The following is a 20,464-nucleotide window of genomic DNA, read 5'->3' as shown; positions in this document are numbered from 1 at the left end:
AAAATGTCTATTGGAATGGGGGTAGTCCACTATTGGCCGATTGTTGCCTGTCGCAAAGGGCTGTAAACAACCCAAAGCTACCTCACGGCTTGCCAAATAACGGACGCAGAGGGAAAACGCGACATCACCAAGTTGGGTTCAGGCTTCCTTTGCCACGGGCCTTACACTACCCCGTGTAGTACTTGTCCCAGAGCTTGTTCCGGAATCGCTTACCCGGATCGACTTGCGCCTTGAGTGCGAACAGACGTCGCGCGTTTGGGTAGGCACGTGAGAACTGTTCCTGCGTTGCATGCAGTTGGTAGGGTAGATAATAGGTACCCCCAAGCGACAGCGCGGCGTTGATAAGTTTGCGCGTCCACACGCCAACTTCCTCACGGTCGACCACGCAAACGCGTTGCCAGTAATAGAGTACGAAGGAAAACACTTCTTCGCGTGCCCAAGACAGAAACGAGTCGGGGTCGCCCTGAGCGTGCCGGATGGAGATATTAACGGCGTCAACGCGGTGCGCCTGTAGGATGGCGGCCATTTGCTTTACGAACGCATTGAACTGTGCCACCGGCACAAAATATTCCTGCAACGCGTAGGTACTGTTTCGGGTTGCGATAGGCCCAAGCGAGGCGACATCCGCACTAGCCTCGTAATTGCGCCGTACAACCGGGTGGTTGAGATAGCGCAGTGGATCGATCACATCCTTGCGAATCAGCGGGCCGCCGGGAAGCTTGGCCACACTCCACATGAGGGTCTGGTTGAGTTTGTACGATTGCCCCGGCGCGACCAGCCTTTCTGCGACTGTCAACTCTTTGTCCGAGGCGCGCCAGGTGACGGAAGTGGCCTGGTCAAAGTAAGGGGGGGCCAGATCGGCGTTGTGCAGGATAGCCTGTTCGTTCCCACAGACCTGGTCATTGAAAAAATTCGGGTAATCGGCAACTGACATGCGGTGTATCTGACGTTCCATCGTGACGTTGGACGCAAGGTCCAGTTCGACCTCAGTGATCACCCCCAGCGCACCATAGCCACCGATGGCAGCGTGGAACAGGTCGGCATTTGCGGTGCGGGACGCTTCTACTACCGAACCGTTGGCGAGCACCAGTTGCAGAGAACGCACAGAGTTGATTACCGGGCCAGCGCCGACATAGCGCCCATGAGCATTGACCGACAGCGATCCGCCGACGGTGAAGTTGGCATAGCTCTGCATGATTTTTATCGAGTGGTCGTGCGGGTCTATGACCGACTGCAGGTCACGCCACCGCATCCCTGTTTGCACGCGTATGACCCTGTTCTCAGGCGAGTATCGGATTACCTGATTGAACTGACGCATGTCGAGGTGCAGGCTGTCTTCGGTGGCAATCTGTCCACCCATGCTATAGCGGCCACCACCGATACTGACCGGGCCTGACCACATAGCGAGCGCCTGTTGTATTTCGTCGGTGGTGCGCGGTGCGAACAGGCGATTAACCCAAATCGGATTGAGCAGTGTCACATCGTTAACCAAGACGCCCGATGGTGCCGCCCATAACGACCAAGGTGAAAGCACACTGACTGCAATCCCGGTCATGCCAGCCTGGAGTAGATTGCGCCGAGTGAGAATATGCGACGACTCTGAAGTGGAGTGCAGTTGCGTATTGTCGATCAATTGCGTTCCCTCGCTGTGACTCGAAAATAACGCGTGCATTCGGACTTCGAAGCAGACTCGCTGAATTGACGGTACACCGTTGCTACGGAACTCGGCCGAAATACTACAGAAGTGGACATTCGACCCAGGAGCCTGACGTTACTGCTTTGCCATCATCTTGTCCACTGTCCGCTCCTGGCCGGAACCAGACATTGGCGGTCGTCATTGATCTGGCGCGCTCTGCAGCTAAGAAGAAATGGCCGATGGCCTATACTGCTTTGATCAAATGGCCAGAGCGACAAAGCGTGAAGAGGACCCTGGTGGGCGTAATCTAGGCCGGCGAGCCGCTGATTCAGCAGGCCATCGATGCGCTGCGCCGCTATCCTGAAGCCCTGGATGCCGGTCAACCGGCAAAGGAAGTCGAGCGCCTGCGGCTGGAGGCTGAGTCGCTTTACCAGGCTGTCACCGAATACCAGCTGCGCGCCCTGAGTGGTTATAGCGAGACCCTTCATTGAGGGAGGCTTCAAAGGTAGCTCATGATGAAGGTCACACTCGAGTTTGCCGTGCCAGGTGTGAGTGATTCATTGGGTATTCGGTAGTAGGCCGCTTTGAGGGGGATCTGGAAGTTTCCACCACTGTTGCCGGTGCTGTCGGTGAAGACCTGACTCTTTTCGAGTTCAATGGGTTGACTATTTTCGTTGAATAGCTGAAGGCCAATCCCGCGAGCGATTGAGTCGGCGCTTAACTCAACAATTCCCGCTCGTGCATCAATAATGGAAGTGTTGGCTTTGAGCGTGTAATGGATCTTGTTAATCGCCTTTGGGCAGTCAATCAGGTTAATGTTGAAGGCGACCTTGGGCGTGTTTGCAGTGTCAAGGCTGCTGACGGTGTGATCAGTGCCCATATTGACCTGCACGTCCGGACTTTTGCAGGAGGCAGATTGATGGGTAATGGTTAAGTTAAGATAGAACTTGATAAGTTCCAGATCACCTTTCTTATAGGTGGCCAGTAGCCCGTTGATCGGTTTGGTATTGGTGGGAATATTACCTGTTTTTACCAAGCCGAGCGTATAGGTAGCACCCATGAGATATCGACTACCTGTTGTTGTTACAACGTTGTCGTCATAGGAGGGCAGGCCCTCGTTTTTATCCCCACTTTTAATGTACCAGGACAGTCCGGTCCCGGGCATCGCGAACAAGTAGCCCTTGGTGGTATGGGTGCTGAAGGACGGATTAGCAATAAGCCCCATATTGGTGTTGACGCTGCAGTCATATGAGGCTGTGTCGCCCACGCTGCCCATAGACTGTTCGTAGACAGTGGTGCCATCAGGTGTATCTCGGGGGATATCAAGTTTCATATCGCTAAGTGAACTATTTAGTATAAGCGTCTTGAAATTTGATACTGGTGTGCAAATTGCGGCCATTGATGAAGTGCTGGCGCAGAGCAATAGGGTGAACAGCAGCCATGTTATGTTGTTGAGTGCCATTACTTGCCTGGCCTCTCAATAAATTCCCAATGGTAATCCGGGTTTTCAACTTTGAGTTTGTTGGCTTCATCGCGAAGGGGAGTGCTTGCAGAAGTTTCGTGCTGCACGGTAGGCGCACAAGCAGAAATTGCAATAAGAGCACTTGCAAGTAAAGTTGGTTTTAATTTATAATTACTTAATTACTTAATTACTTAATTACTTAATTACTTAATTACTTAATTACTTAATTACTTAATTACTTAATTACTTAATTACTTAATTACTTAATTACTTAATTACTTAATTACTTAATTACTTAATTACTTAATTACTTAATTACTTAATTACTTAATTACTTAATTACTTAATTACTTAATTACTTAATTACTTAATTACTTAATTACTTAATTACTTAATTACTTAATTACTTAATTACTTAATTACTTAATTACTTAATTACTTAATTACTTAATTACTTAATTACTTAATTACTTAATTACTTAATTACTTAATTACTTAATTACTTAATTACTTAATTACTTAATTACTTAATTACTTAATTACTTAATTACTTAATTACTTAATTACTTAATTACTTAATTACTTAATTACTTAATTACTTAATTACTTAATTACTTAATTACTTAATTACTTAATTACTTAATTACTTAATTACTTAATTACTTAATTACTTAATTACTTAATTACTTAATTACTTAATTACTTAATTACTTAATTACTTAATTACTTAATTACTTAATTACTTAATTACTTAATTACTTAATTACTTAATTACTTAATTACTTAATTACTTAATTACTTAATTACTTAATTACTTAATTACTTAATTACTTAATTACTTAATTACTTAATTACTTAATTACTTAATTACTTAATTACTTGCTTGCTTGCTTTGCGTTAATTCCGAATTGTGTAAGTTCATTGCTAATTCGTACTAGTTCAAAATGGATAGGTGAAGCTACCTACGCCACCTCGAATTCGAAATCAGACGATTCTCATTTTTGCCACAAGCGCTAGGCCTTGGGCGGCATTCCTCCCCTGGTTGGCGAGCAACCATCTAGCCACTAGTTCTCAAGGTGGGGCTCTTTATGTTGGTGTCGTACAGGCTCCATCAGGCGCTCGGTTCTGCTGCTGATCGGTAATTGTCAGGCCTTGGGCGCTCGACTATCAGCGCCTGGATATTTGGTTCAGGGCCAGGCCCCGATGTTTTCCCGCAGCTGCTCGACGTGAAAATCACCGGCATGGCCCGGGTCGGAATGAACCTGACTGGGAGCGAGGAAGTGGACGGTGGCCGCTTTCTCACCTACCGGCAGGCTGAACGTGGATTAGTGGGTTACGCTGGAAAGCAGGCAACGCGCAAATGCAAACGGCCTCTCATCACGGGTGGATCAAAATGAAACTGATTTTGGTAGCGCTCGTTGTTGGTCTGTTGGCTTGGAAGCTTTCCCCTCAATTGCAATCCTTGACTGAGGTCCGGCTATCGCCTCCCACAGCAGCCTCTTCAGTTACGATTGCTCCGAAGCTTGTTTCACCGCCATTCAAATGCGATGGGCGCAAATATTGTTCCCAGATGACCTCGTGCAAAGAGGCCAAAAACTTTCTGCAAAATTGCCCAGGCATGGAGATGGACGGTGACTACGACGGCGTGCCCTGTGAGGCGCAGTGGTGCCGGTGACAACTCACCGATAGCTGGCATGTTGGTAGATATCAGTGAGTTGTCACCGGTGCTGAAGCCGGCGGAGGTTGGTGGGCCTAGAAGGGCGCAGCAGGAACATGTAGCGAGGCAGGGCGTTCAGTCTGGCCCAGTGCTCGCGGCCTGTTCCCTGTCGCTGGTCGGAGCAAGTTCGCAGGCGACATCGTCGCATATCTGCGTTGAGACCCTGTAGCCAAGACGACTTGATCGGCAGGGAGCTGCCTAAAACAAGCCTTGAAATCCGGTTGTTACCGCTTTATGTTCCCGGGATTCAAGGAGGACTCTGACAGATGGCACGCATAGGTTTGGTACTGACACCCGGTTTTGCTGATTGGGAATACGCTTTCATTGCAGGCACCGCATCACCGTTTTACGGAATCGACGTCCGCTTTTTTGCCCCAGCTCCGGGGCAGTTCTTCTCGCAGGGAGGGTTGGCCGTAACGGTGGATAGCAGTTTGGAACAATGCCTGGACTGGAAACCAGATGTTGTCGTCATCGTCGGAGGCATGGTCTGGGAGCAAGCAGAAGCGCCAGATATTGGAGACTTTCTTCGTGCTAGCCGACTCGCGGGGGCGACAATCGCTGGAATATGTGGCGCAACGCTGGCTCTGGCGAGGGCCGACCTCCTCAACACGACGCCTCACACCTCGAACAGCGCTGATTTCCTAAAACAGAAGGCTGCAAATTATAAAGGGGAGGCTCTTTATCACAGCTGTACAGGCGCTATGGTTGCAGACCGGATCATTACTGCACCAGGCCCTGCACCTGTTAGCTTCACCTGCGCAGTGTTTGAAGCTGCGGGGCTATCGCCAGAGGTTGTTCTACAGTTCAGATCAATGTTGGCCGCTGAACATGAGTAACCGTGTCGTCCCACAGCCGCAGCTCATGAGTACTCGGTGTGAGGACTGGTCCACCTGTTTACTTCTCGCAACTATCTAGGGCATGTGACATCAGCATCCGGGTCGAGGACTTCGCCAGATGCTTACGCAGATTTGTCGAGCCGCTAACCTGGCTAGTAAAGTTGCACCTCTCCCTTGGCACTTTCGCTAGCCGCTCTAAATCACCTGTGGACATAGCCCATGGCTCACTTGGATCACCTCGCCAACTACGTCAGTGCCATCTTGGGGTTGTCCTCGCCGCGCATCGCGCATCTTGAACATTCGAATCAAGAAACCTGGCTCGACCAGGGGGTCACCGTCAGCGCTGAGGAACACATCTATGCCTTCGATGACGGCGCACTCATCAAACGGCTCGCGGAGCAGGATAACTTTCCCAGCGACGCAGCCTGCGCTGAATGCTGGATTAGCTACGAAATCGTTCGCCAGCCGCTCGACAAAACGGTTAGCCCTTGCCACATCAGCTTTAACAGTGCCTGCCGGGAAGCCTATTGGCTCCGGTACTTCTGCGCTTAGCATCCAAGTCTCTAGCAATACTGCGCAAGCTCTAGCCAAGCACGACACTGGGGCTGCAGGGAAGATCCGGTCACCTCGGGTGAGTCAAGGGGGAGGCCCGGCAACTGCCGGGCTTTGCGGCTGATTAGTGGCAGTGGTAGCCGCCAGTTTTGTGGTTGGTGTGACAACCCTTGGCGTCGGTACCACCACTGTGCGCAAACGCAGCGACCGAAGAGAACGAAAGGACAGCGGCAATCACGAGAGAAACGACGTTCATCAGGCATGACTCCATGTGTATTTATTTGTAGTGGAATCTTCCACCACACACAGGTTATGGCCATTTGCCTTCACTCGACAAGCGCCTACGAAACCAGTTATGGGGTAGCCGATGAAAGGTAATCTTGTACCTCACAGACACAAGCGAGACCGAGCCCGCAGTAGCGGTGGCCGCATTTCGTCGGCAGGGCAAGAACTTAAGAGACCGTGGTCAGTCTTACCAGGTACTCAATCCTACCTCTGGAGCCGTACAAAAAATGAAGAAAACCCTGGTGGCCGTTTTTGCCTGTGCATTTGTGATGGGGACGGCGGCGCTGTTGCCGGCCGATCTCTCTCCTATCGGCTCAGCTTACGCAAGGGGTGAAGGGGGTGGTGGTGGCCACGGCGGCGGCCACGGCGGTGGAAACGGAGGCGGCCACGGTGGCGGCATGGGTGCAGGAAATGGCAGCCATGGTGGTAAAAGTAACGGTGCCAGTTTTGGCGGCGATCATGCCGGTAAGGCGACACGTGATCACGGCGTGAGTGGTAACCGCTACGGTAGCGACCGCAATGACGATAATGGTCATGGCACTTCTACTTCCGGCATTGCTCATTCCAAGGACACCCGCGGTTTGTCCAAGTCAACTGCAATCTCCGCTACCACGCCGGGTGATCATAATGCTAAAGGGCTGAGCAACGCGGTCAGGTCGTCTTCCAAGAACGATCGTTGATACGATTCGCTGCAGCGTGCCCAAGGCCATTTGAGTACGCCAACGAAGCCCAGCCCCGTGCTGGGCTTTTTGCAATTGGCAGGCATGACAATCCCGGCGCAAGGCCGGGCTTGGCGCTGCGTCTCATCGAGAGCTGCGGGATGACAGACTGCATTCGAAATCGATCGCAGTAGCGGCGTAACGCGTCAGCGAGTAACCAGCGGCTCCCCCAGGGCGCATCCGAAAGCGCATAACGCTGAGCCGTGCTGCCGGACCCCACGGCAGGGTTAATCGGTATTATTTGATTTGGAATATAAATTAGCTATCTTAAGAACAGAGTTGTATTTAAGTCTGTTTGAGAACTGCACATGCTGAAACGATCACTCTTTCTCCTTGCTTCTACATTTACATGTATGCCTGTTTTTGCTGCAGGGAGCCTCCAGGATGCCATTGGATCCAATGTAATCGCTGCCGGAGAGGTTGAAGAGTATTTCTGCCCCGGGCTGGGGCTGTATGATTGCTCGGGTTGGCCAGCGAATCTTTATCGGTTCACGGGTCAGAACGTCTGCTTTACATCGAGCGAATCTTGCAACTTGGGCTGCTCTGCCTTATTGCTTGAAAAGGACGGGCTGCAGTCGATTCTTTTAGTGGGTGCAAGATACCGTGACAAGATTTCGCGCGCATCTGGGCAGGCCAAGGATTGTCCCAAAGACTTCACCCGGTAGGGTGTCTCCGCGCCACCTCTTCTTGAAATTTCCGCTTTGCGATCGCCTTCTTCGATGAATTGAACGTGCGTTCTCGCCATCGGCCACCTCCTTCAATCCACTAGGCGGCAATTGCAACACGCGGTATAACCCCTGCCGAGAACGCTTCTGCCAAAATCATTACAGGGAAGGAAAGTGAAGGCTTATAAAACCTGCTCAGCGCTGATCGCAACAGCGTTTCTGTTTTTACACGGCTGCGAGAACCCTGAGGGTCACATCTACCAAGCTAACCGTTGTGCGGTGGCCTATTCGATGGGGAGCAACGTCGACCCATCAGTCGTCACCAACGCTGCCCTCGAAACCGGGCAGTACATGCGAGCGCACGGTATCAATAAGAGCGCTGCAGAGCTAACCGCCATGACTGACAAGGTCAAGGATGAAATAATGGGCACCCCCGACGCTCCGTATAAGGGTTGGGAAGGGCGAGCCGATAGAATTGCAGAATCTGATTTTTGCAAAAAGTACCTGAGTAGCTTGCAAGCGCAATAGGTGCGCGGGCTGCCGGTGTTGTTCCATAGCATTGTACTACTGCTTTGTCAGGGGCCAGGCCTCCCGAAGGCTACCCTGGCTGCAGTAAATTTGAGCCATGAAAATGCCCGCGCTGAGCGGGCAATCGGAATGTTTGAATAGACTCAGGCGCCCGATTCAGGGTCGCTTGCAGGTACGCCGCGGGGTTCCTTGTTTTCATCCTGATCGTTCATCTGTGAGTCGGCGTCAGGCTGATCGGTGCGGCCCTTATTGACTGCTTGCGGACGCTCGGTTGGTTGCGAATGGTTGGTATGCATGTCAGAAAGCTCTTGCTCGACAGGTGTCTCATCATCCGGCGGCAGAGGGACCTCAGGCTCATCACGCCGGGCATCATGGCCGGTTTCGTTAGTGGTTGTTCGGGTTACGTTCTGCTTCGACCTGTTACCAGGTGCATTCTCGTCACTTTCCATGCGGGCTCTCCGTTCTGATGCGCGGGACATCCACGCTTAACATTCAGAGATGCTAAAGCCGTGAGGAGTGCCGCGCATTGGACGAATGGCGGCCAATGAAGACCCCGGCTTGGCGACCGGGTTTCTTTTGATCCTCACCAAAAGCGAAATGATCACGATGGACAAAACATGCCACCAGCCTTTCCCTGCTGCGCTTTCGTTGCACTCCTTGTATTGTTGGCCAAGGCCAGGAATTGCCTTCTGCTGCGGCCCTAGACAGCCCGCGCGAGAATCCGGACTCTCCATCAGGTACTGACGTGAAGCGTGATATCCACCTCGTTATTCTTTTGCTACTGGTGATTGGCTGTTCCTTGGCATCGCTGACCTTGTGGAAAGTGGTGGCCTCGCGAGAACGAGCACTGGAAGAAATTAACATTCATGGACTGAACCTGACCCAGGCGCTCGCCACCTATGCTGACGGCATCGTCAGGCAGAGCTCGCTTTTGCTGCTTGGCCTGGTCGAGCGTCTGGAGACGGAAGGCAGCGACCCCGCGCAGATCGATCGTCTGAGTCTGCTCGTTAGCCGTCAGCAGCCGCTGATGCCACAGATGAGCGGCGTCACCATCTATGACAAGCAAGGCCGGTGGTTGATGTCATCCAACCGCACGATTCCGGCAGGCGCCAATAGCAGCGACCGGGCTTACTTCATTCATCACCTCAACGACCCTTCCCGCGAGCCCTTTATCGGCCTGCCAATCCGCAGCCGATCCAACCAGGAATGGGTGATCACCATCAGCCGTCGATTCAATGATGCACAGGGCAATTTTGCTGGAGTGGTGGCGGTTACCCTGGGGATCGAAAATTTTCTGCGGCTCTTCGGCAAGATCGATTTAGGGCAGGAAGGCGCAATCGGTTTGTCTTACACCGACGGTTCGATGCTGGTGCGCTATCCGTTTCGCGAGCAGGACATGGGACGCAATTTTTCAACGTCTCCGATCTACGCCAAGTACCTGGTCGATAAAACGGTGGGAACGGCTTCATTCACCTCCAGCCTGGACGGGGTGGAGCGGCTTTACGCTTTTCGCAAAAGCGATAGGCTCCCGCTGGTGACCACCGTCGCGTTGGGCAAGCGCGAGGCACTGGCGTCCTGGAAGCTCGAAGCGGTGTTGTCGCTGTTGGCGGTGTCGGGCCTGCTTGGGGTCACCGGAATCATCGGGTGGATGCTGATCCGCGATATCCGACGCAGGATCGAGATAGAAGGGGCGTTGCTGGTGGCGCAGCAGCAACTACTCGAGACCAACCAGCAGCTCGAGCGATTGGCAATGAACGATGCGCTGACCGGTCTGGCGAACCGGCGCTGCTTCGACGAGACGCTGGCCATGGAAGTACATCGAGCCCAGCGGGATGAGACCCTCCTGGCATTACTCATAATCGATATCGACCATTTCAAGCTGTACAACGACACCTATGGTCATCTTGCGGGTGATGCGTGCCTGAGGGAGGTTGGTAGTGTGCTTGCAGAATGTGTCCGGCGGCCAACCGATCTGCTGGCCCGCTACGGTGGCGAGGAAATGGCTGTGATCCTGCCCAATACCGACATCGCAGGGGCGACGGTGGTTGCACATCTGATGCTTGATCGATTGAACGGACAAAATATCGTTCACGAAAGCAGTCCCTTTGGGCATGTTACCGTGAGCATCGGCCTCTCCTCCATGCCGGGAGCGAACCTGGATCAATGGCAATCGTTGCTCGATAAAGCAGACCAGGCGCTCTACATCGCCAAAGCGGCTGGGCGCAATCGTCTGGCTGTTGGCTGAGCGTCTTCCTCGCCGACGTTCGCGACGGACCAGGACTTTACCTGGCAGCTCTATCTGCTGGCCGTCCATATATGGGCGTCGGCGACCATCGGCCTGGTGATGACGCTGGTCGGCTCGCCACTTGCCCCGTCGCCTGACATTGCCCGTGCTGCCGCTAGTGGGTGGGGCTGCCGTTGGTAGCTGCGCGAAACAGAAATGGTGCCCATCTACGTGAGCAGCATTTCTAGTTACGTTAGCTATCCAGGCTTATCGATATTTCGGGTTCATGACTGACGGGGAAGTTAACCGAACGGGCAATGAAGCATTTTTCGTGTGCGATCCGGTGAAGTGCCTTAGCTTTTTCGATGTCAGACCCCGACGCCAAGATTACCTTCGGCCTCAAAACAACCGAGGTAAATTGACGTTCCTGTGCACTCATTACCCATCCAAGTTACCTGAACTTCGTAGTCGTGTACTTTGTCTGCCATTTGATCCTTGAACACCAGTAATGCTTCGGCCTGGTATTGCCCTTTTCGCCCAACTGGGGGCGATACATCCTTCACCTCAATCATCCATGATCCTTACATATCGTTCAGGCAGGTAGCGGGCGTCTTGCCCGTTTTATCGCCTCTGTCTTTCGTCCTGCGGCGACTTGTACGATGGCCTCACGGATGGGGCGCCACTCCCATGGCTAAAAGTACATGGGAAGATTTCTGGGAGCCAGAGCTACAGGCAGAACCGGTCGAAATGGCCTGTACCGGGAGACAGTTGACGATGGGGTAAGCGCCCGGCCAATACGCTTACCGGATTCGATGGCGTAAAGGTGGCGTGAACCCGGACGTTCATTCCGCTGAGGAGACTCGCCAGGGGAGGGGGATTGCAGAAAATTATTGCTAATACGAATTGTTACCATATACCATCGCCGCGCCTCACCCTCACTGTCCGTTCTTCCCTGTTCTGGAACCGCAATCGATGCGTCGCACGATCGTCTCGCTGTGTCTGCTCCACGCTGCGCCTTCACTCGTATGGGCCTCAGAACCGCCTCTTGCGGCGGGTAACATTCAGCTAGAAGCAGTCAGCATCAATGCTGACGCGATCGATTACGAGCGTGCCGATGGGCCTGTAGAGGGCTATAAAGCCAACCGTTCGGCCAGTGCGACACGCACTGACACTGCCCTGCACGAAACCCCGCAGTCGGTCAGCGTGGTGCCCAAGGATGTCCTGGAGGACACCGGCGCCACCCGCCTGCAGGATGGCCTCGACTATGCCGGCGGCGTCGGCCGCGCCAACAACTTCGGCGGCCAGGGCCTGACCACTTTCACCGTACGCGGTTTCACCACCGGCGAGTTCTACCGCAATGGTTTCCCGATCAACCGCGGCTACCCCAACGCCCCCGACGCCAACACCGTCGAGCGCCTGGACGTGCTGCGCGGCCCGGCCACCAGCCTCTATGGCCGCGGTGACCCCGGCGGCACCTTCAACGTGGTCAGCAAGCAACCGCTGCCCGAATCGAAGGTCATCCTGGGCAGCCAGTTCGACGACCAGGGCATGCACCGCGCCACCCTGGACGCCACGGGCCCGCTGAGCCAGGACGGTAGCCTCGCCTACCGCCTGAACGTGCTCGGTGAGGGCGGTGAAAGCTTCCGTGACGATGTCGAGAGTGAACGCTACGACGTGGCACCGGTGATCAGCTGGCAGGTCAACGACAGCACGAAGGTCGTTTTCGAGGGCGATTTCATGCGCAACAATCACCCACTCGACCGTGGCCTGACCCGCTACAGCACCCAGACCGGTAGCGCCTCCCGCGACACTTACATCTGGGAGAAAGGCAGCGACAACCTGCTGCACAACGACAACAACATGGCCCAAGTGCGTTTCGAGCACCTGCTCAACGACAACTGGACCCTGGGCGGTGGTTTCCAGTTCCTCGACGGCTCGCTCAAGGGCAACGCCGTGGAGGCCAACGGCGCACCGGCCGACGGCCGCACCCTGCAACGCAACTTCAACTACCGCAAGCTGGAATGGACCGACCGCGACTGGCAACTCAACCTTACCGGTCATTTCGACACGGGTGGCTTCGCCCATACGCTACTGACCGGCGTCGAGTACGAGGACTACGACTACAACTCGATCATCCGGCGCTCCTCGGCGGCGAACGGTACCTACCCGATCGACATCTACAACCCGGTACTTGGCCAGGCGCGCCCGGCGCTGACCCGCGTCACCACCTGGGACAAGGAGAACCTGCAGACCTGGGCCTTCTTCATCCAGGACCAGGTGGCCCTGACCGAGCGCCTCAAGGCCCTCGCCGGGGTGCGTTTTGAACGCTTCGAGCACGACTATGACGATAAACTCGTCAACAGCCGCGATTTCAGCAAAGGGCAGAACGGCGTCACCCCGCGCTTTGGCCTGCTCTACGACCTGAGCGACACGGTCGCGGTCTACGCCAACACCGCCCGCTCGTTCAAACCCAACACCGGCACGCCGGCCGGCGGCGGTGGTTTCGACCCGGAGAAAGGCAAGTCCTATGAGCTGGGCGTGAAGTGGGAGGCGCTGGATCGCCAACTGAGTGTCGATGCCGCGGTGTACCACATCGTCAAGCAAAACGTGCTCACCCGCGACCCGCTGAACACCGACTACAGCCTGGCGGCCGGCGAGGTGCGCAGCCGTGGCCTGGACATCAACGTGGCGGGCAACATCACCCCTGAATGGCGGATGATCGGCGGCTACGCCTACGTCGATGCCGAGGTGACCAAGGACAATCGCCTGCCCACCGGCACACGCCTGGCCAATATCCCGCGCAACAGCTTCAGCCTGCTCAACACCTACGAGTTCCAGGACGGTTTGGCCAAGGGCCTGGGCCTGGGGGTGGGGGTCAAGTACGTGGACGATCGCAGTGGCCAAACCGAAGCGCTGACCTACACCATGGAACGCTACAGCGTGGTGGACCTGCTGAGCTTCTACAAGGTCAACGAGCACGTGCGCCTGAACCTGGACGTGAAGAACGTGTTCAACAAGGGGTATGACGAAGGGGCCTTCAATAGCTATGTCTACCCTGGAGCTCCGCGCACGGTGCAGGCAGGAGTGGCCTACACGTTCTGATCGGCGGGGGAAGCTGACGGCAATCGTGCTCTTGGATGGCCGTGGTCGGGCAGGCATTGGCGAATCACCTGACGACGCTGTTTCCCGCTCGAAGTGTGAAATCAGAACTACTGCCCAGTATCCGCTTGACTATGCCCCTAGGGACAGACTTTACGCTGTGGCGATTAAACGCGGCAGGGTTCTGTCACAAGGAGGTTCTGTGAGCAAGTTGTGTCTGGTGACAGGCGCCAATGGGCATCTGGGGAATACCCTGGTCAGGGCGTTGCTCGATCAGGGCTACCGTGTGCGGGCCGGCGTGCGCGATACGACAAGGACCGAGCCCTTTGACGGGCTGGATTGCGAGCTCGTCTATGCCGAATTGCAGGATGAACCGTCCCTGCTCAAGGCGATGGCAGGGGTCGAGGTACTGTTCCAGGTGGCTGCGGTGTTCAGGCATTGGGCCAGGCGGCCAGAAGCCGAGATCGTCGAACCTAATGTGCGGGGTACGCGCAATGCGTTGCAGGCCGCGTCTCGCGCGGGTGTGAAACGGGTCGTGTACGTCAGCTCGGTGGCCGCGATCGGGCATGATGGTCAACCGCTGGATGAAGACACCTGGAACGACGAGACCGAAAACGCTTACTACAAGTCGAAGATCCTCGCCGAGCGAATGGCCTGGCAGACTGCGCGGGAGCTGGACCTGTGGATGGTCTCGGTCTTGCCCTCGGCCATGATCGGGCCCAATGCGACGCAACTGACCGACACCATGAGCTTTCTCGAATCCGTGCGCCAACGTCAGATGCCACTGGACCCGGGGTTTCACTTCAATTTCGTCGATGTGCGTGACGTCGCCCAGGGCTTGATTCTGGCGGCGCAAAAGGGCCGGGCAGGGCAGCGCTACATCCTCGCGAACGAGCGCTCCTCGTCACTGGCCGATCTGCTGGAGGCGGCCAATGCACGGGTGCCGGGGTATCGTCAGCCTCCGCGAGCACCGCGCTGGTTGCTGATGTGTGTCGCCTGGGTACAGGAGCGGATAGCGAGCCTGACCGGCAGGCCGGCGCAGTTGCTGCTGAGCCAGGTACGCCTGTTCCATGACGTGCGCCAGGAGTACAGCATCGCCAAGGCGCGCCGGGAACTGGGCTTCAGCCCGCGCTCTGCGGAGGATAGCCTGAGGTCGGCGTTCAGCTATCTTGGCAGGCGAGCGATCCAGCCGTACGAGGACAGGCCTGGGTTTGCTGGCCGAACAGCGCGTTCATCTCGCCTTTGAGTTCGACCAGGTGACGGTCCAGCGCCTGTAACGTTGCGATCTGCTCACTGACCTGTTGGCGCTTGGCGTCGACAGCTGCAAATTCTACGGCCGTTTGCACGGGGGCGAGCCCTGCACGGGAGAGAAAAGCCATAGGCAAACAGCCGCAGAAAATCACCCGTTACCGTCGTTGGATGCAAGCGCGAGTGCTCGCAAGCAGCCGGTAGCGAGCGAAGCGTATGCCGTCGACCTCGACCTCTCCATCACGGCGAAAGCCTATTCGAAGAATACCCTTGATGCGTGTTCTGCTTGGCGCAAGCAAGACAGTGACCGACCCCAGTCCCATCTCCTGAAAGGCTCGCCGAACGATCTCATCAAAAATTGCCTTGCCCAAGCCCCAGTAGTCCGGGTGTAAAACCAGGGCCAGGTCTGCATCACCTTGTTCTTGCTGCAAACCGCCCCAGCCGGCAAATGTCTGATTCACCCAAAAAGCCCATGGGCCATATCCATTGAGCAGCCACTGTGACTCTTTTTCGGCGACCCACGCTGAGCATTTGGCTTCGTCAAAGTCAGGGCGGCCCAAGGGCATGTGGCGCAAGACATCGGGGTTGTTGTTGAGCTCGATGATATCGGCGCTGCTGATTTCACTGAGTCGCTTGAATTGCAGGTCCATGCGTTGCCTTTTTATACCGCCGGTAACCCCGTCTGAACGTTATCCGGCCACCATTGGAAAGGTGCTGGCTGGCACCTGCGCAGATGATCGAACCATGCTAGCCGGCGAGCGAGTGTTCTGGAGTGCTTCTCGCCAGGTCAACGGCGGCGGTAATGGCTGCTCGGGCTTGAGGGCTGTTCTTCCAGCAGGTCGAGCCTAGTGCGGCTGATGCGTGAGCCAGGATGTCACTGACGTCCGCTTTGCCGAGCTCTGCCAGCGATTCAATACCCATTTGCTCGAGGCGGGTTATAACGGTTGGGCCTACGCCCTTGAGCGCGAGCAGTGCGGTTCGCTCCCTCGGTGAAAATGCCATCTGAGAACTCCTTTTCTGGGCATGCGTCTCTGAAAGATTGCCCTATGTTTGAGATTGTCTCAACCCGAGCAGTCTGGATCGCTGGTTGCCGTTGGGCGCGCAGGGGGAGGTAGGTGACTAACTTTTCACGATAGCGTCTATAGGACAGACAACGGAAAGGTAATAAGGACATTACATGCTACAGAAGCTCATGTTGATATTGGCCATCTCACAAGTGGGTGGCTGTGCCTGGACTGCAGCAGTTTCCCATGGTTCGTATGACTGCTATGAGGGGCTTGAGGTTGAATATCAGCTCGCACAGTTTATTGGTCCGCTTGTGCTCCTGGATTTGCCGTTCACCTTCGTTGCCGATACCGTTTCGCTACCGCTGTGCTGGTACTGATCACAATGGGCATCCCGGGCCGCGTACCCGCCACTACAGGCGCGTGAGCCACAGCCCTCTGCTAGGACTCAACACCATGCCCCGGTTTTGCACAGATGTAGCGGTCCTTATCAACGCGTTTGTCCAAAGGCGAGGCTTGCGCCGGCGAGCATGGCTACGACCCGCAGATCTTGCTTGAAGCCAGACGCTTGCCCAGCAGCTTCTGGAAGCGCTCGCATCAAGCGCTTCAGGTGGTTCACAGCAAGGGTTTGGCGGGATTGCCCACTACGGTTACCCCAGCGGCCACGCTCTTGGTCACAACCGCACCCATGCCAACAACTGCGCCTTTGCCAATAACCAGCGGTTTGCTTGAGGTGCCCGGCTTGATGATTGCCCCTGTGCCGATGTAGGCATGATCTTCGATGTGCACATGGCCATTGCAATGAACGTTTGGGGCAAAGGTGACGTAATCGCCGATGACACAATCATGCGCCACGTAGCTATAAATGTTGGCGTGGAATTGCTTGCCTATTTTTATATTGGAGGTCAGGTGGGTGAAGTGGCAGAGTACTGCGCCTTCGCCCACCTCGACCGAATCTAAAATGATTGAGCTGGATGCTGTTACCGACGCGATGCCCAGGTGCTCTTGCCTGCACTTGGCTTCGAGCGCTTCACGTGCGGTGCTGCTGCCAATGGCAATGATCACAGACTTCCCGGTGTGGGGCAGGTCCACATATTCTTGGAAGGTGTAGACCGGGCAGCCGTTGACGTGTTTTTCTTCTGCTGCGTCAACGATAAAGCACAGTTGCTCATCCGGGTATTGCGCGCGAACCAAGGGTAAAACTTCTCGGCCGAAACCGCCTGCACCATAAATACCAATCACTTTTTGCATGGATTGCCGCTCTATTTGTATAAACAGAAAATATAGGAGTTTGTTATTGCTTGATCAGCGATGAGCCTATTTATGCTGCCAGCAAAATTGTATGGTTTTTACCCGGTGCTCGCCATCAGGGCGCAAGACAGCCGTCCTGGCCAGGTCGCCGATCAGGTTGAGCTCGCACGGCAGTCGGGCCTGGAGGGGTTATCGGCCAGGGCGTCGATGGCAATAGGGCGGGTAGGGCGCGGCGAGGGAGCGCGACGGCGTTCAGGCGCTATGTTGCATCGCCTGCAACCGTGCAATGGACTTTTGCACAGAACGCAGCCGACAAGCTGGAAATGTTCTTCTAAGGTGTATCCATCAGCAGCGCTGAAAGGATTCACACATGGAGGTGTGCGTACACTCAAGCGTGCGGTGCACGCGTGAGGGGGCTGTATCCACAGGCGGGATTGGCCTGTGGGCGGCAGCCCCTCGACGACAGCGAATGTTCAGTTACGCGACGGCCTCAACGTGCCGCGTACGCCTTTTTGAAGTCCGGGGCGGTCCAGCCATTGAGGTCGTACTCGGCCATGCACTGTTCGGCCAGGGCGCGCATTTGCTCGGTGCGTCCGGAATGGCTGGCGATGTGCAGGGTGTCGAGGCGGCTCTTCTCGTAGCTGCCGGAGTAGTTGACCTCGTACAGTTCGTGGCGCGAACCGAATTCGGTGCCGATCGCGTCCCACAGCAGCTTGAGGGTCTTGGCGCGTTCTTCGGCGTCGATGCCATTGGAGCCGCGGGCGTACTGGTCCAGGAACGGTCGCACCTCGGGGTTGAGGAAGTCCTTGGCGTGGGACGGCAGGTAGATCAGGCCGCTGGCCACGGTCTTGCGGATCAGGTTGATCACCCGGCTGTAGGCATCGCCAGCGGTGGCGCGGTAGGCCAGTGCCGATTCCAGGTTGGGCAGCAGGAATTCCTCGTTCCAGTTTTCGGTGCGATAGGCCATGGAGTCGGACAGGCCCCAGAGCATGTGGCGCAAGGCGATGGCTTCGCCCACTGCCCCCTGAACGCCCTGGAAGTCACGGGTACCGCAGATTTCCACGGCCTTGAGGAACAGCCCGCAGATGAAGTCCATCTTCACCGCCAGGCGGGTGCAGCCGTGCATCAGGGTGCGGCCGAAGAAACCCGATTTCTGAATGAAGCTGTTGGACATCTCCACGCCATACATGAACACGTCCTGCCACGGTACGAAGGCCCGGTCGAAGATCAGGATGCAATCGTTCTCGTCCATGCGGCTCGACAGCGGGTAGTCGAACGGGCTGCCGTTCTTGCTCGCCGCCTGCTCGTAGGAGGTCCGGCAGATCAGCTTCACGCCCTTGGCACCGGTGGGGATCATGAAGATCGGCGAGTACTTCTTGTCCTGGTACATCACGTTGTAGTGGGCTACGAAGGTGTACTGGGTCAGTGCCGCGCCGGTGGCCACCACCTTGGCGCCGCTGATGTAGAGACCGTCCGCGGTTTCTTCGTCGACGCGCACGAAGACGTTGGAGGTGTTCGGGTCCTGGTTGCGGTCCACCGGCGGGTTGACCACGGCATGGTTGATGAACGGCAGGCGTTCACGGCTGAAGTTGTACCAGCGGGTGGCGTTCTCGGCGTACTCGCCATAGAGGTCGCGGTTAGGGCCGAAGGTGCCGATCCAGGCGCCTTTGAAATCCGGGGTGCGACCCATCCAGCCATAGCTCAGGCGTGCGGTTTCGGCGATCGCATCGCGCGCGGCGACCTGTTCTTCGACCGTGCGCGGCGCCTGGAAGAAGCGGTGGCAGCGCAGGCCGGGAGCGCCGTCGATCTCAACGGTGAGTTTGTCACGCAGCTTGGGGTCATGCAGCGCATCGTAGAAGCGCGCATTCATCAGCGCCGCATTGCGAAACGCAGGGTGTTCGGTGACATCCTCGACCCGCTCGCCGTTGATCCAGACTTCCCTGCCATCCCGCAGGCTTGCCAGGTACTCCTGCGAGGTTTGAAGGCCCCGACGATCAAGAGAGAAGCCATTACGATCCATCATTAGTCTGCTCCGGTATCAATAAGACCACGCGCACTGGTTACCCATGGGGGGCGCGCCGTTGTTATGGGGTAAATGCTGGTTTGCACGGACGACAACTTAGAGATAAGTGTGACTGGATGTAAATTTCGAAACACGCAATCTACGATTGCCTGGAGGAGGGGTTGTGGGCGCTTTTTGTCGCTGGCTACTGTGGGCGGTTTTTTTGTCTGAGGGGGCGGCTGCAGGGCGCTCGCATTTGGCGCCCGTCGCAGGACAACCGATTCAGTTGCCGGAGCATTCCTGCACCAGTTGGCGCAACCAACGATGTACCTGGTCATTGTTCACGCGTGGGTGCCAGGCCTGGCAGAACTCGCCGCCGGGGGTCTCCAGCGGTAGCGGGAAAATGTGCAGTGGCAGCAGCGGCAACGACCATTCGACGAAGCGCCGCGGGATCACCGCAATCATGTCCGAGGAACTGGCCAGTTGCATGGCCGCCTGAAAGCCCGGGACCACCAACTGCACCTTGCGTTGCAAACCGACCTTTTCCAGCTCCAGGTCCAGCGGCCCGCGGGTGCGGCCGCGGCGTGACACCGACAGGTGAGGGAAGGCCACCAGGTCCTCGGCGCTGACACTGCTCTGGCGCGCGAGGGGGTGCTGGTTGTTGACCACGCCGACAAAGGTGTCGATGTACAGGCGCTGCTTGTAGACCTCGGGCCCCAGGGGGCCGGCGATACCGATGTCGAGGTCGATCAGGCCGTCGCGCAAGGCGGCGACATCCTCGTTGCCCTGGGACATGAAACTCAAGGTCACATGCGGGGCCTGTTGCGCCACCCGTTGGCTCAGGCGCAGGGCCCAGGCACCGGTGAAGCCGTCCTCGGTGCGCAGGGTGAATACTCGCTTTACCGTGCCCAGGTTGAGCTTCTGTTTAGTGCCCAGCACATTGCGCGCCTCTTCGAGCAGGTTGTGCACCTGCGGCGCCAGTTCCAGTGCCAGGGGGGTGGGCACCAGGCGGCGTCCGGCAAGCACGAACAGCGGGTCGCCCATGGCCTCGCGCAGGTTCGCCAGGCGTCGGCTCATGGCCGGGATGCTCAGGTTCATGCGCTCGGCGGCGCCGGTGACGCTGCCTTCGCGCAGCATCGAATCGAAGGTCAGTAGCAGGTTCAGATCAGGTAGGTTCATTGCACGCTCCTTGTTGCAAGAAACGCAAGTCTAGTCTCGGTTAATTGCAATTTTCAA

20 protein-coding genes are annotated in these 20,464 nt (G+C 56.0%); 9 read left to right on the top strand and 11 right to left on the bottom strand.

The features are described from left to right. Positions 1 to 166: 166 nt before the first annotated feature. Positions 167 to 1,633: an FAD-binding oxidoreductase gene (locus UW3_RS0121445; protein ID WP_237716767.1), complete on the bottom strand. Its 1,467-nt coding sequence runs from the start codon at positions 1,631 to 1,633 to the stop codon at positions 167 to 169. A gap of 502 nt (positions 1,634 to 2,135) precedes the next feature. Continuing rightward, entirely contained in the window at positions 2,136 to 3,098 is a 963-nt protein-coding gene (locus UW3_RS29850; protein ID WP_081492839.1) for a fimbrial protein, read from the bottom strand. A 1,360-nt stretch (positions 3,099 to 4,458) separates the two neighbouring features. On the opposite strand from UW3_RS29850, the gene UW3_RS28415 reads away from it, so the two are divergent. From UW3_RS28415 to UW3_RS28575, 3 genes are all read left to right on the top strand, one after another. Beyond that, a complete protein-coding gene (locus tag UW3_RS28415; RefSeq protein ID WP_337460034.1) occupies positions 4,459 to 4,773 on the top strand; it encodes an excalibur calcium-binding domain-containing protein in 315 nt (104 codons plus the stop codon). 308 nt (positions 4,774 to 5,081) lie between these two features. Next, positions 5,082 to 5,651 (top strand): DJ-1/PfpI family protein, encoded by a 570-nt coding sequence (locus tag UW3_RS0121430; RefSeq protein ID WP_010225504.1) that lies wholly within the window; start codon positions 5,082 to 5,084, stop codon positions 5,649 to 5,651. A 219-nt stretch (positions 5,652 to 5,870) separates the two neighbouring features. Next, entirely contained in the window at positions 5,871 to 6,203 is a 333-nt protein-coding gene (locus UW3_RS28575) for a hypothetical protein (RefSeq protein WP_010225503.1), read from the top strand. A gap of 124 nt (positions 6,204 to 6,327) precedes the next feature. Here UW3_RS28575 and UW3_RS28790 read toward each other — a convergent pair whose 3' ends face one another. After that, positions 6,328 to 6,459 (bottom strand): YHYH domain-containing protein, encoded by a 132-nt coding sequence (locus UW3_RS28790; RefSeq protein ID WP_103143276.1) that lies wholly within the window; start codon positions 6,457 to 6,459, stop codon positions 6,328 to 6,330. 256 nt (positions 6,460 to 6,715) lie between these two features. Between UW3_RS28790 and UW3_RS28405 the strand changes: the two genes are divergently transcribed. Then, positions 6,716 to 7,168 (top strand): hypothetical protein, encoded by a 453-nt coding sequence (locus UW3_RS28405; protein ID WP_081492838.1) that lies wholly within the window; start codon positions 6,716 to 6,718, stop codon positions 7,166 to 7,168. A gap of 535 nt (positions 7,169 to 7,703) precedes the next feature. On the opposite strand, the gene UW3_RS28915 is transcribed toward UW3_RS28405, so the two are convergent. Further along, positions 7,704 to 7,952, bottom strand: coding sequence for a hypothetical protein (locus UW3_RS28915; RefSeq protein WP_026001454.1), 249 nt, complete (start codon positions 7,950 to 7,952; stop codon positions 7,704 to 7,706). Between the two features lie 94 nt (positions 7,953 to 8,046). On the opposite strand from UW3_RS28915, the gene UW3_RS0121410 reads away from it, so the two are divergent. Beyond that, entirely contained in the window at positions 8,047 to 8,400 is a 354-nt protein-coding gene (locus UW3_RS0121410) for a hypothetical protein (RefSeq protein ID WP_010225499.1), read from the top strand. A gap of 143 nt (positions 8,401 to 8,543) precedes the next feature. Here the strand turns inward: UW3_RS0121410 and UW3_RS0121405 are convergent, their stop codons facing one another. After that, positions 8,544 to 8,849 carry a hypothetical protein gene (locus tag UW3_RS0121405; RefSeq protein ID WP_026001453.1) on the bottom strand — a complete coding sequence of 102 codons (306 nt, stop codon included), beginning with the start codon at positions 8,847 to 8,849 and terminating at the stop codon, positions 8,544 to 8,546. Between the two features lie 296 nt (positions 8,850 to 9,145). Here UW3_RS0121405 and UW3_RS0121400 point away from each other — a divergent pair, with 296 nt between their 5' ends. After that, the gene (locus UW3_RS0121400) at positions 9,146 to 10,645 is read left to right on the top strand and encodes a sensor domain-containing diguanylate cyclase (RefSeq protein ID WP_010225498.1); all 1,500 of its coding nucleotides are present in this window, start codon (positions 9,146 to 9,148) and stop codon (positions 10,643 to 10,645) included. A 347-nt stretch (positions 10,646 to 10,992) separates the two neighbouring features. Here UW3_RS0121400 and UW3_RS29840 read toward each other — a convergent pair whose 3' ends face one another. Then, a complete protein-coding gene (locus UW3_RS29840) occupies positions 10,993 to 11,196 on the bottom strand; it encodes a hypothetical protein (RefSeq protein WP_010225497.1) in 204 nt (67 codons plus the stop codon). 400 nt (positions 11,197 to 11,596) lie between these two features. Here UW3_RS29840 and UW3_RS0121390 point away from each other — a divergent pair, with 400 nt between their 5' ends. Together UW3_RS0121390 and UW3_RS0121385 are read left to right on the top strand one after the other, a co-directional pair. Further along, positions 11,597 to 13,726 carry a TonB-dependent siderophore receptor gene (locus tag UW3_RS0121390; RefSeq protein ID WP_010225496.1) on the top strand — a complete coding sequence of 710 codons (2,130 nt, stop codon included), beginning with the start codon at positions 11,597 to 11,599 and terminating at the stop codon, positions 13,724 to 13,726. A 199-nt stretch (positions 13,727 to 13,925) separates the two neighbouring features. Next, the gene (locus tag UW3_RS0121385; RefSeq protein ID WP_010225495.1) at positions 13,926 to 14,969 is read left to right on the top strand and encodes an NAD-dependent epimerase/dehydratase family protein; all 1,044 of its coding nucleotides are present in this window, start codon (positions 13,926 to 13,928) and stop codon (positions 14,967 to 14,969) included. A gap of 160 nt (positions 14,970 to 15,129) precedes the next feature. Here the strand turns inward: UW3_RS0121385 and UW3_RS0121380 are convergent, their stop codons facing one another. Both UW3_RS0121380 and UW3_RS29835 read right to left on the bottom strand, forming a co-directional pair. After that, positions 15,130 to 15,621: a GNAT family N-acetyltransferase gene (locus tag UW3_RS0121380; protein ID WP_010225490.1), complete on the bottom strand. Its 492-nt coding sequence runs from the start codon at positions 15,619 to 15,621 to the stop codon at positions 15,130 to 15,132. Positions 15,622 to 15,718: 97 nt separating this feature from the next. Continuing rightward, complete coding sequence (locus tag UW3_RS29835) at positions 15,719 to 15,973, bottom strand: hypothetical protein (RefSeq protein ID WP_010225488.1); 255 nt, start codon at positions 15,971 to 15,973, stop codon at positions 15,719 to 15,721. Positions 15,974 to 16,148: 175 nt separating this feature from the next. Here UW3_RS29835 and UW3_RS0121370 point away from each other — a divergent pair, with 175 nt between their 5' ends. Then, a complete protein-coding gene (locus tag UW3_RS0121370) occupies positions 16,149 to 16,355 on the top strand; it encodes a YceK/YidQ family lipoprotein (protein ID WP_010225486.1) in 207 nt (68 codons plus the stop codon). A gap of 235 nt (positions 16,356 to 16,590) precedes the next feature. Here the strand turns inward: UW3_RS0121370 and UW3_RS0121365 are convergent, their stop codons facing one another. From UW3_RS0121365 to UW3_RS0121355, 3 genes are all read right to left on the bottom strand, one after another. After that, positions 16,591 to 17,226, bottom strand: coding sequence for an acetyltransferase (locus UW3_RS0121365; protein ID WP_010225484.1), 636 nt, complete (start codon positions 17,224 to 17,226; stop codon positions 16,591 to 16,593). Between the two features lie 490 nt (positions 17,227 to 17,716). Further along, a complete protein-coding gene (locus UW3_RS0121360) occupies positions 17,717 to 19,249 on the bottom strand; it encodes a 4-hydroxyphenylacetate 3-hydroxylase family protein (protein WP_010225482.1) in 1,533 nt (510 codons plus the stop codon). A 261-nt stretch (positions 19,250 to 19,510) separates the two neighbouring features. After that, positions 19,511 to 20,407 carry a LysR family transcriptional regulator gene (locus UW3_RS0121355; protein ID WP_010225480.1) on the bottom strand — a complete coding sequence of 299 codons (897 nt, stop codon included), beginning with the start codon at positions 20,405 to 20,407 and terminating at the stop codon, positions 19,511 to 19,513. Between the last annotated feature and the right edge of the window lie 57 nt (positions 20,408 to 20,464).

Source organism: Pseudomonas donghuensis, from assembly GCF_000259195.1.
Lineage (GTDB): Bacteria > Pseudomonadota > Gammaproteobacteria > Pseudomonadales > Pseudomonadaceae > Aquipseudomonas > Aquipseudomonas donghuensis.
The sequence above is the reverse complement of the archived record's forward strand: the minus strand, read 5'-3'. Positions and strand labels throughout refer to the sequence as shown.

Bases quoted from the DNA above. Each gene is read 5' to 3' on its own strand.
- UW3_RS28415 (WP_337460034.1), top strand. From the start codon at position 4,459: ATGCAAACGGCCTCTCATCACGGGTGGATCAAAATGAAACTGATTTTG.
- UW3_RS0121430 (WP_010225504.1), top strand. From the start codon at position 5,082: ATGGCACGCATAGGTTTGGTACTGACACCCGGTTTTGCTGATTGGGAA.
- UW3_RS29840 (WP_010225497.1), bottom strand. From the start codon at position 11,196: ATGATTGAGGTGAAGGATGTATCGCCCCCAGTTGGGCGAAAAGGGCAA.
- UW3_RS28790 (WP_103143276.1), bottom strand. From the start codon at position 6,459: ATGAACGTCGTTTCTCTCGTGATTGCCGCTGTCCTTTCGTTCTCTTCG.
- UW3_RS28915 (WP_026001454.1), bottom strand. From the start codon at position 7,952: ATGGCGAGAACGCACGTTCAATTCATCGAAGAAGGCGATCGCAAAGCG.
- UW3_RS29850 (WP_081492839.1), bottom strand. From the start codon at position 3,098: ATGGCACTCAACAACATAACATGGCTGCTGTTCACCCTATTGCTCTGC.
- UW3_RS0121360 (WP_010225482.1), bottom strand. From the start codon at position 19,249: ATGATGGATCGTAATGGCTTCTCTCTTGATCGTCGGGGCCTTCAAACC.
- UW3_RS29835 (WP_010225488.1), bottom strand. From the start codon at position 15,973: ATGGCATTTTCACCGAGGGAGCGAACCGCACTGCTCGCGCTCAAGGGC.
- UW3_RS0121390 (WP_010225496.1), top strand. From the start codon at position 11,597: ATGCGTCGCACGATCGTCTCGCTGTGTCTGCTCCACGCTGCGCCTTCA.
- UW3_RS28405 (WP_081492838.1), top strand. From the start codon at position 6,716: ATGAAGAAAACCCTGGTGGCCGTTTTTGCCTGTGCATTTGTGATGGGG.
- UW3_RS0121365 (WP_010225484.1), bottom strand. From the start codon at position 17,226: ATGCAAAAAGTGATTGGTATTTATGGTGCAGGCGGTTTCGGCCGAGAA.
- UW3_RS0121380 (WP_010225490.1), bottom strand. From the start codon at position 15,621: ATGGACCTGCAATTCAAGCGACTCAGTGAAATCAGCAGCGCCGATATC.
- UW3_RS0121355 (WP_010225480.1), bottom strand. From the start codon at position 20,407: ATGAACCTACCTGATCTGAACCTGCTACTGACCTTCGATTCGATGCTG.
- UW3_RS28575 (WP_010225503.1), top strand. From the start codon at position 5,871: ATGGCTCACTTGGATCACCTCGCCAACTACGTCAGTGCCATCTTGGGG.
- UW3_RS0121370 (WP_010225486.1), top strand. From the start codon at position 16,149: ATGCTACAGAAGCTCATGTTGATATTGGCCATCTCACAAGTGGGTGGC.
- UW3_RS0121405 (WP_026001453.1), bottom strand. From the start codon at position 8,849: ATGGAAAGTGACGAGAATGCACCTGGTAACAGGTCGAAGCAGAACGTA.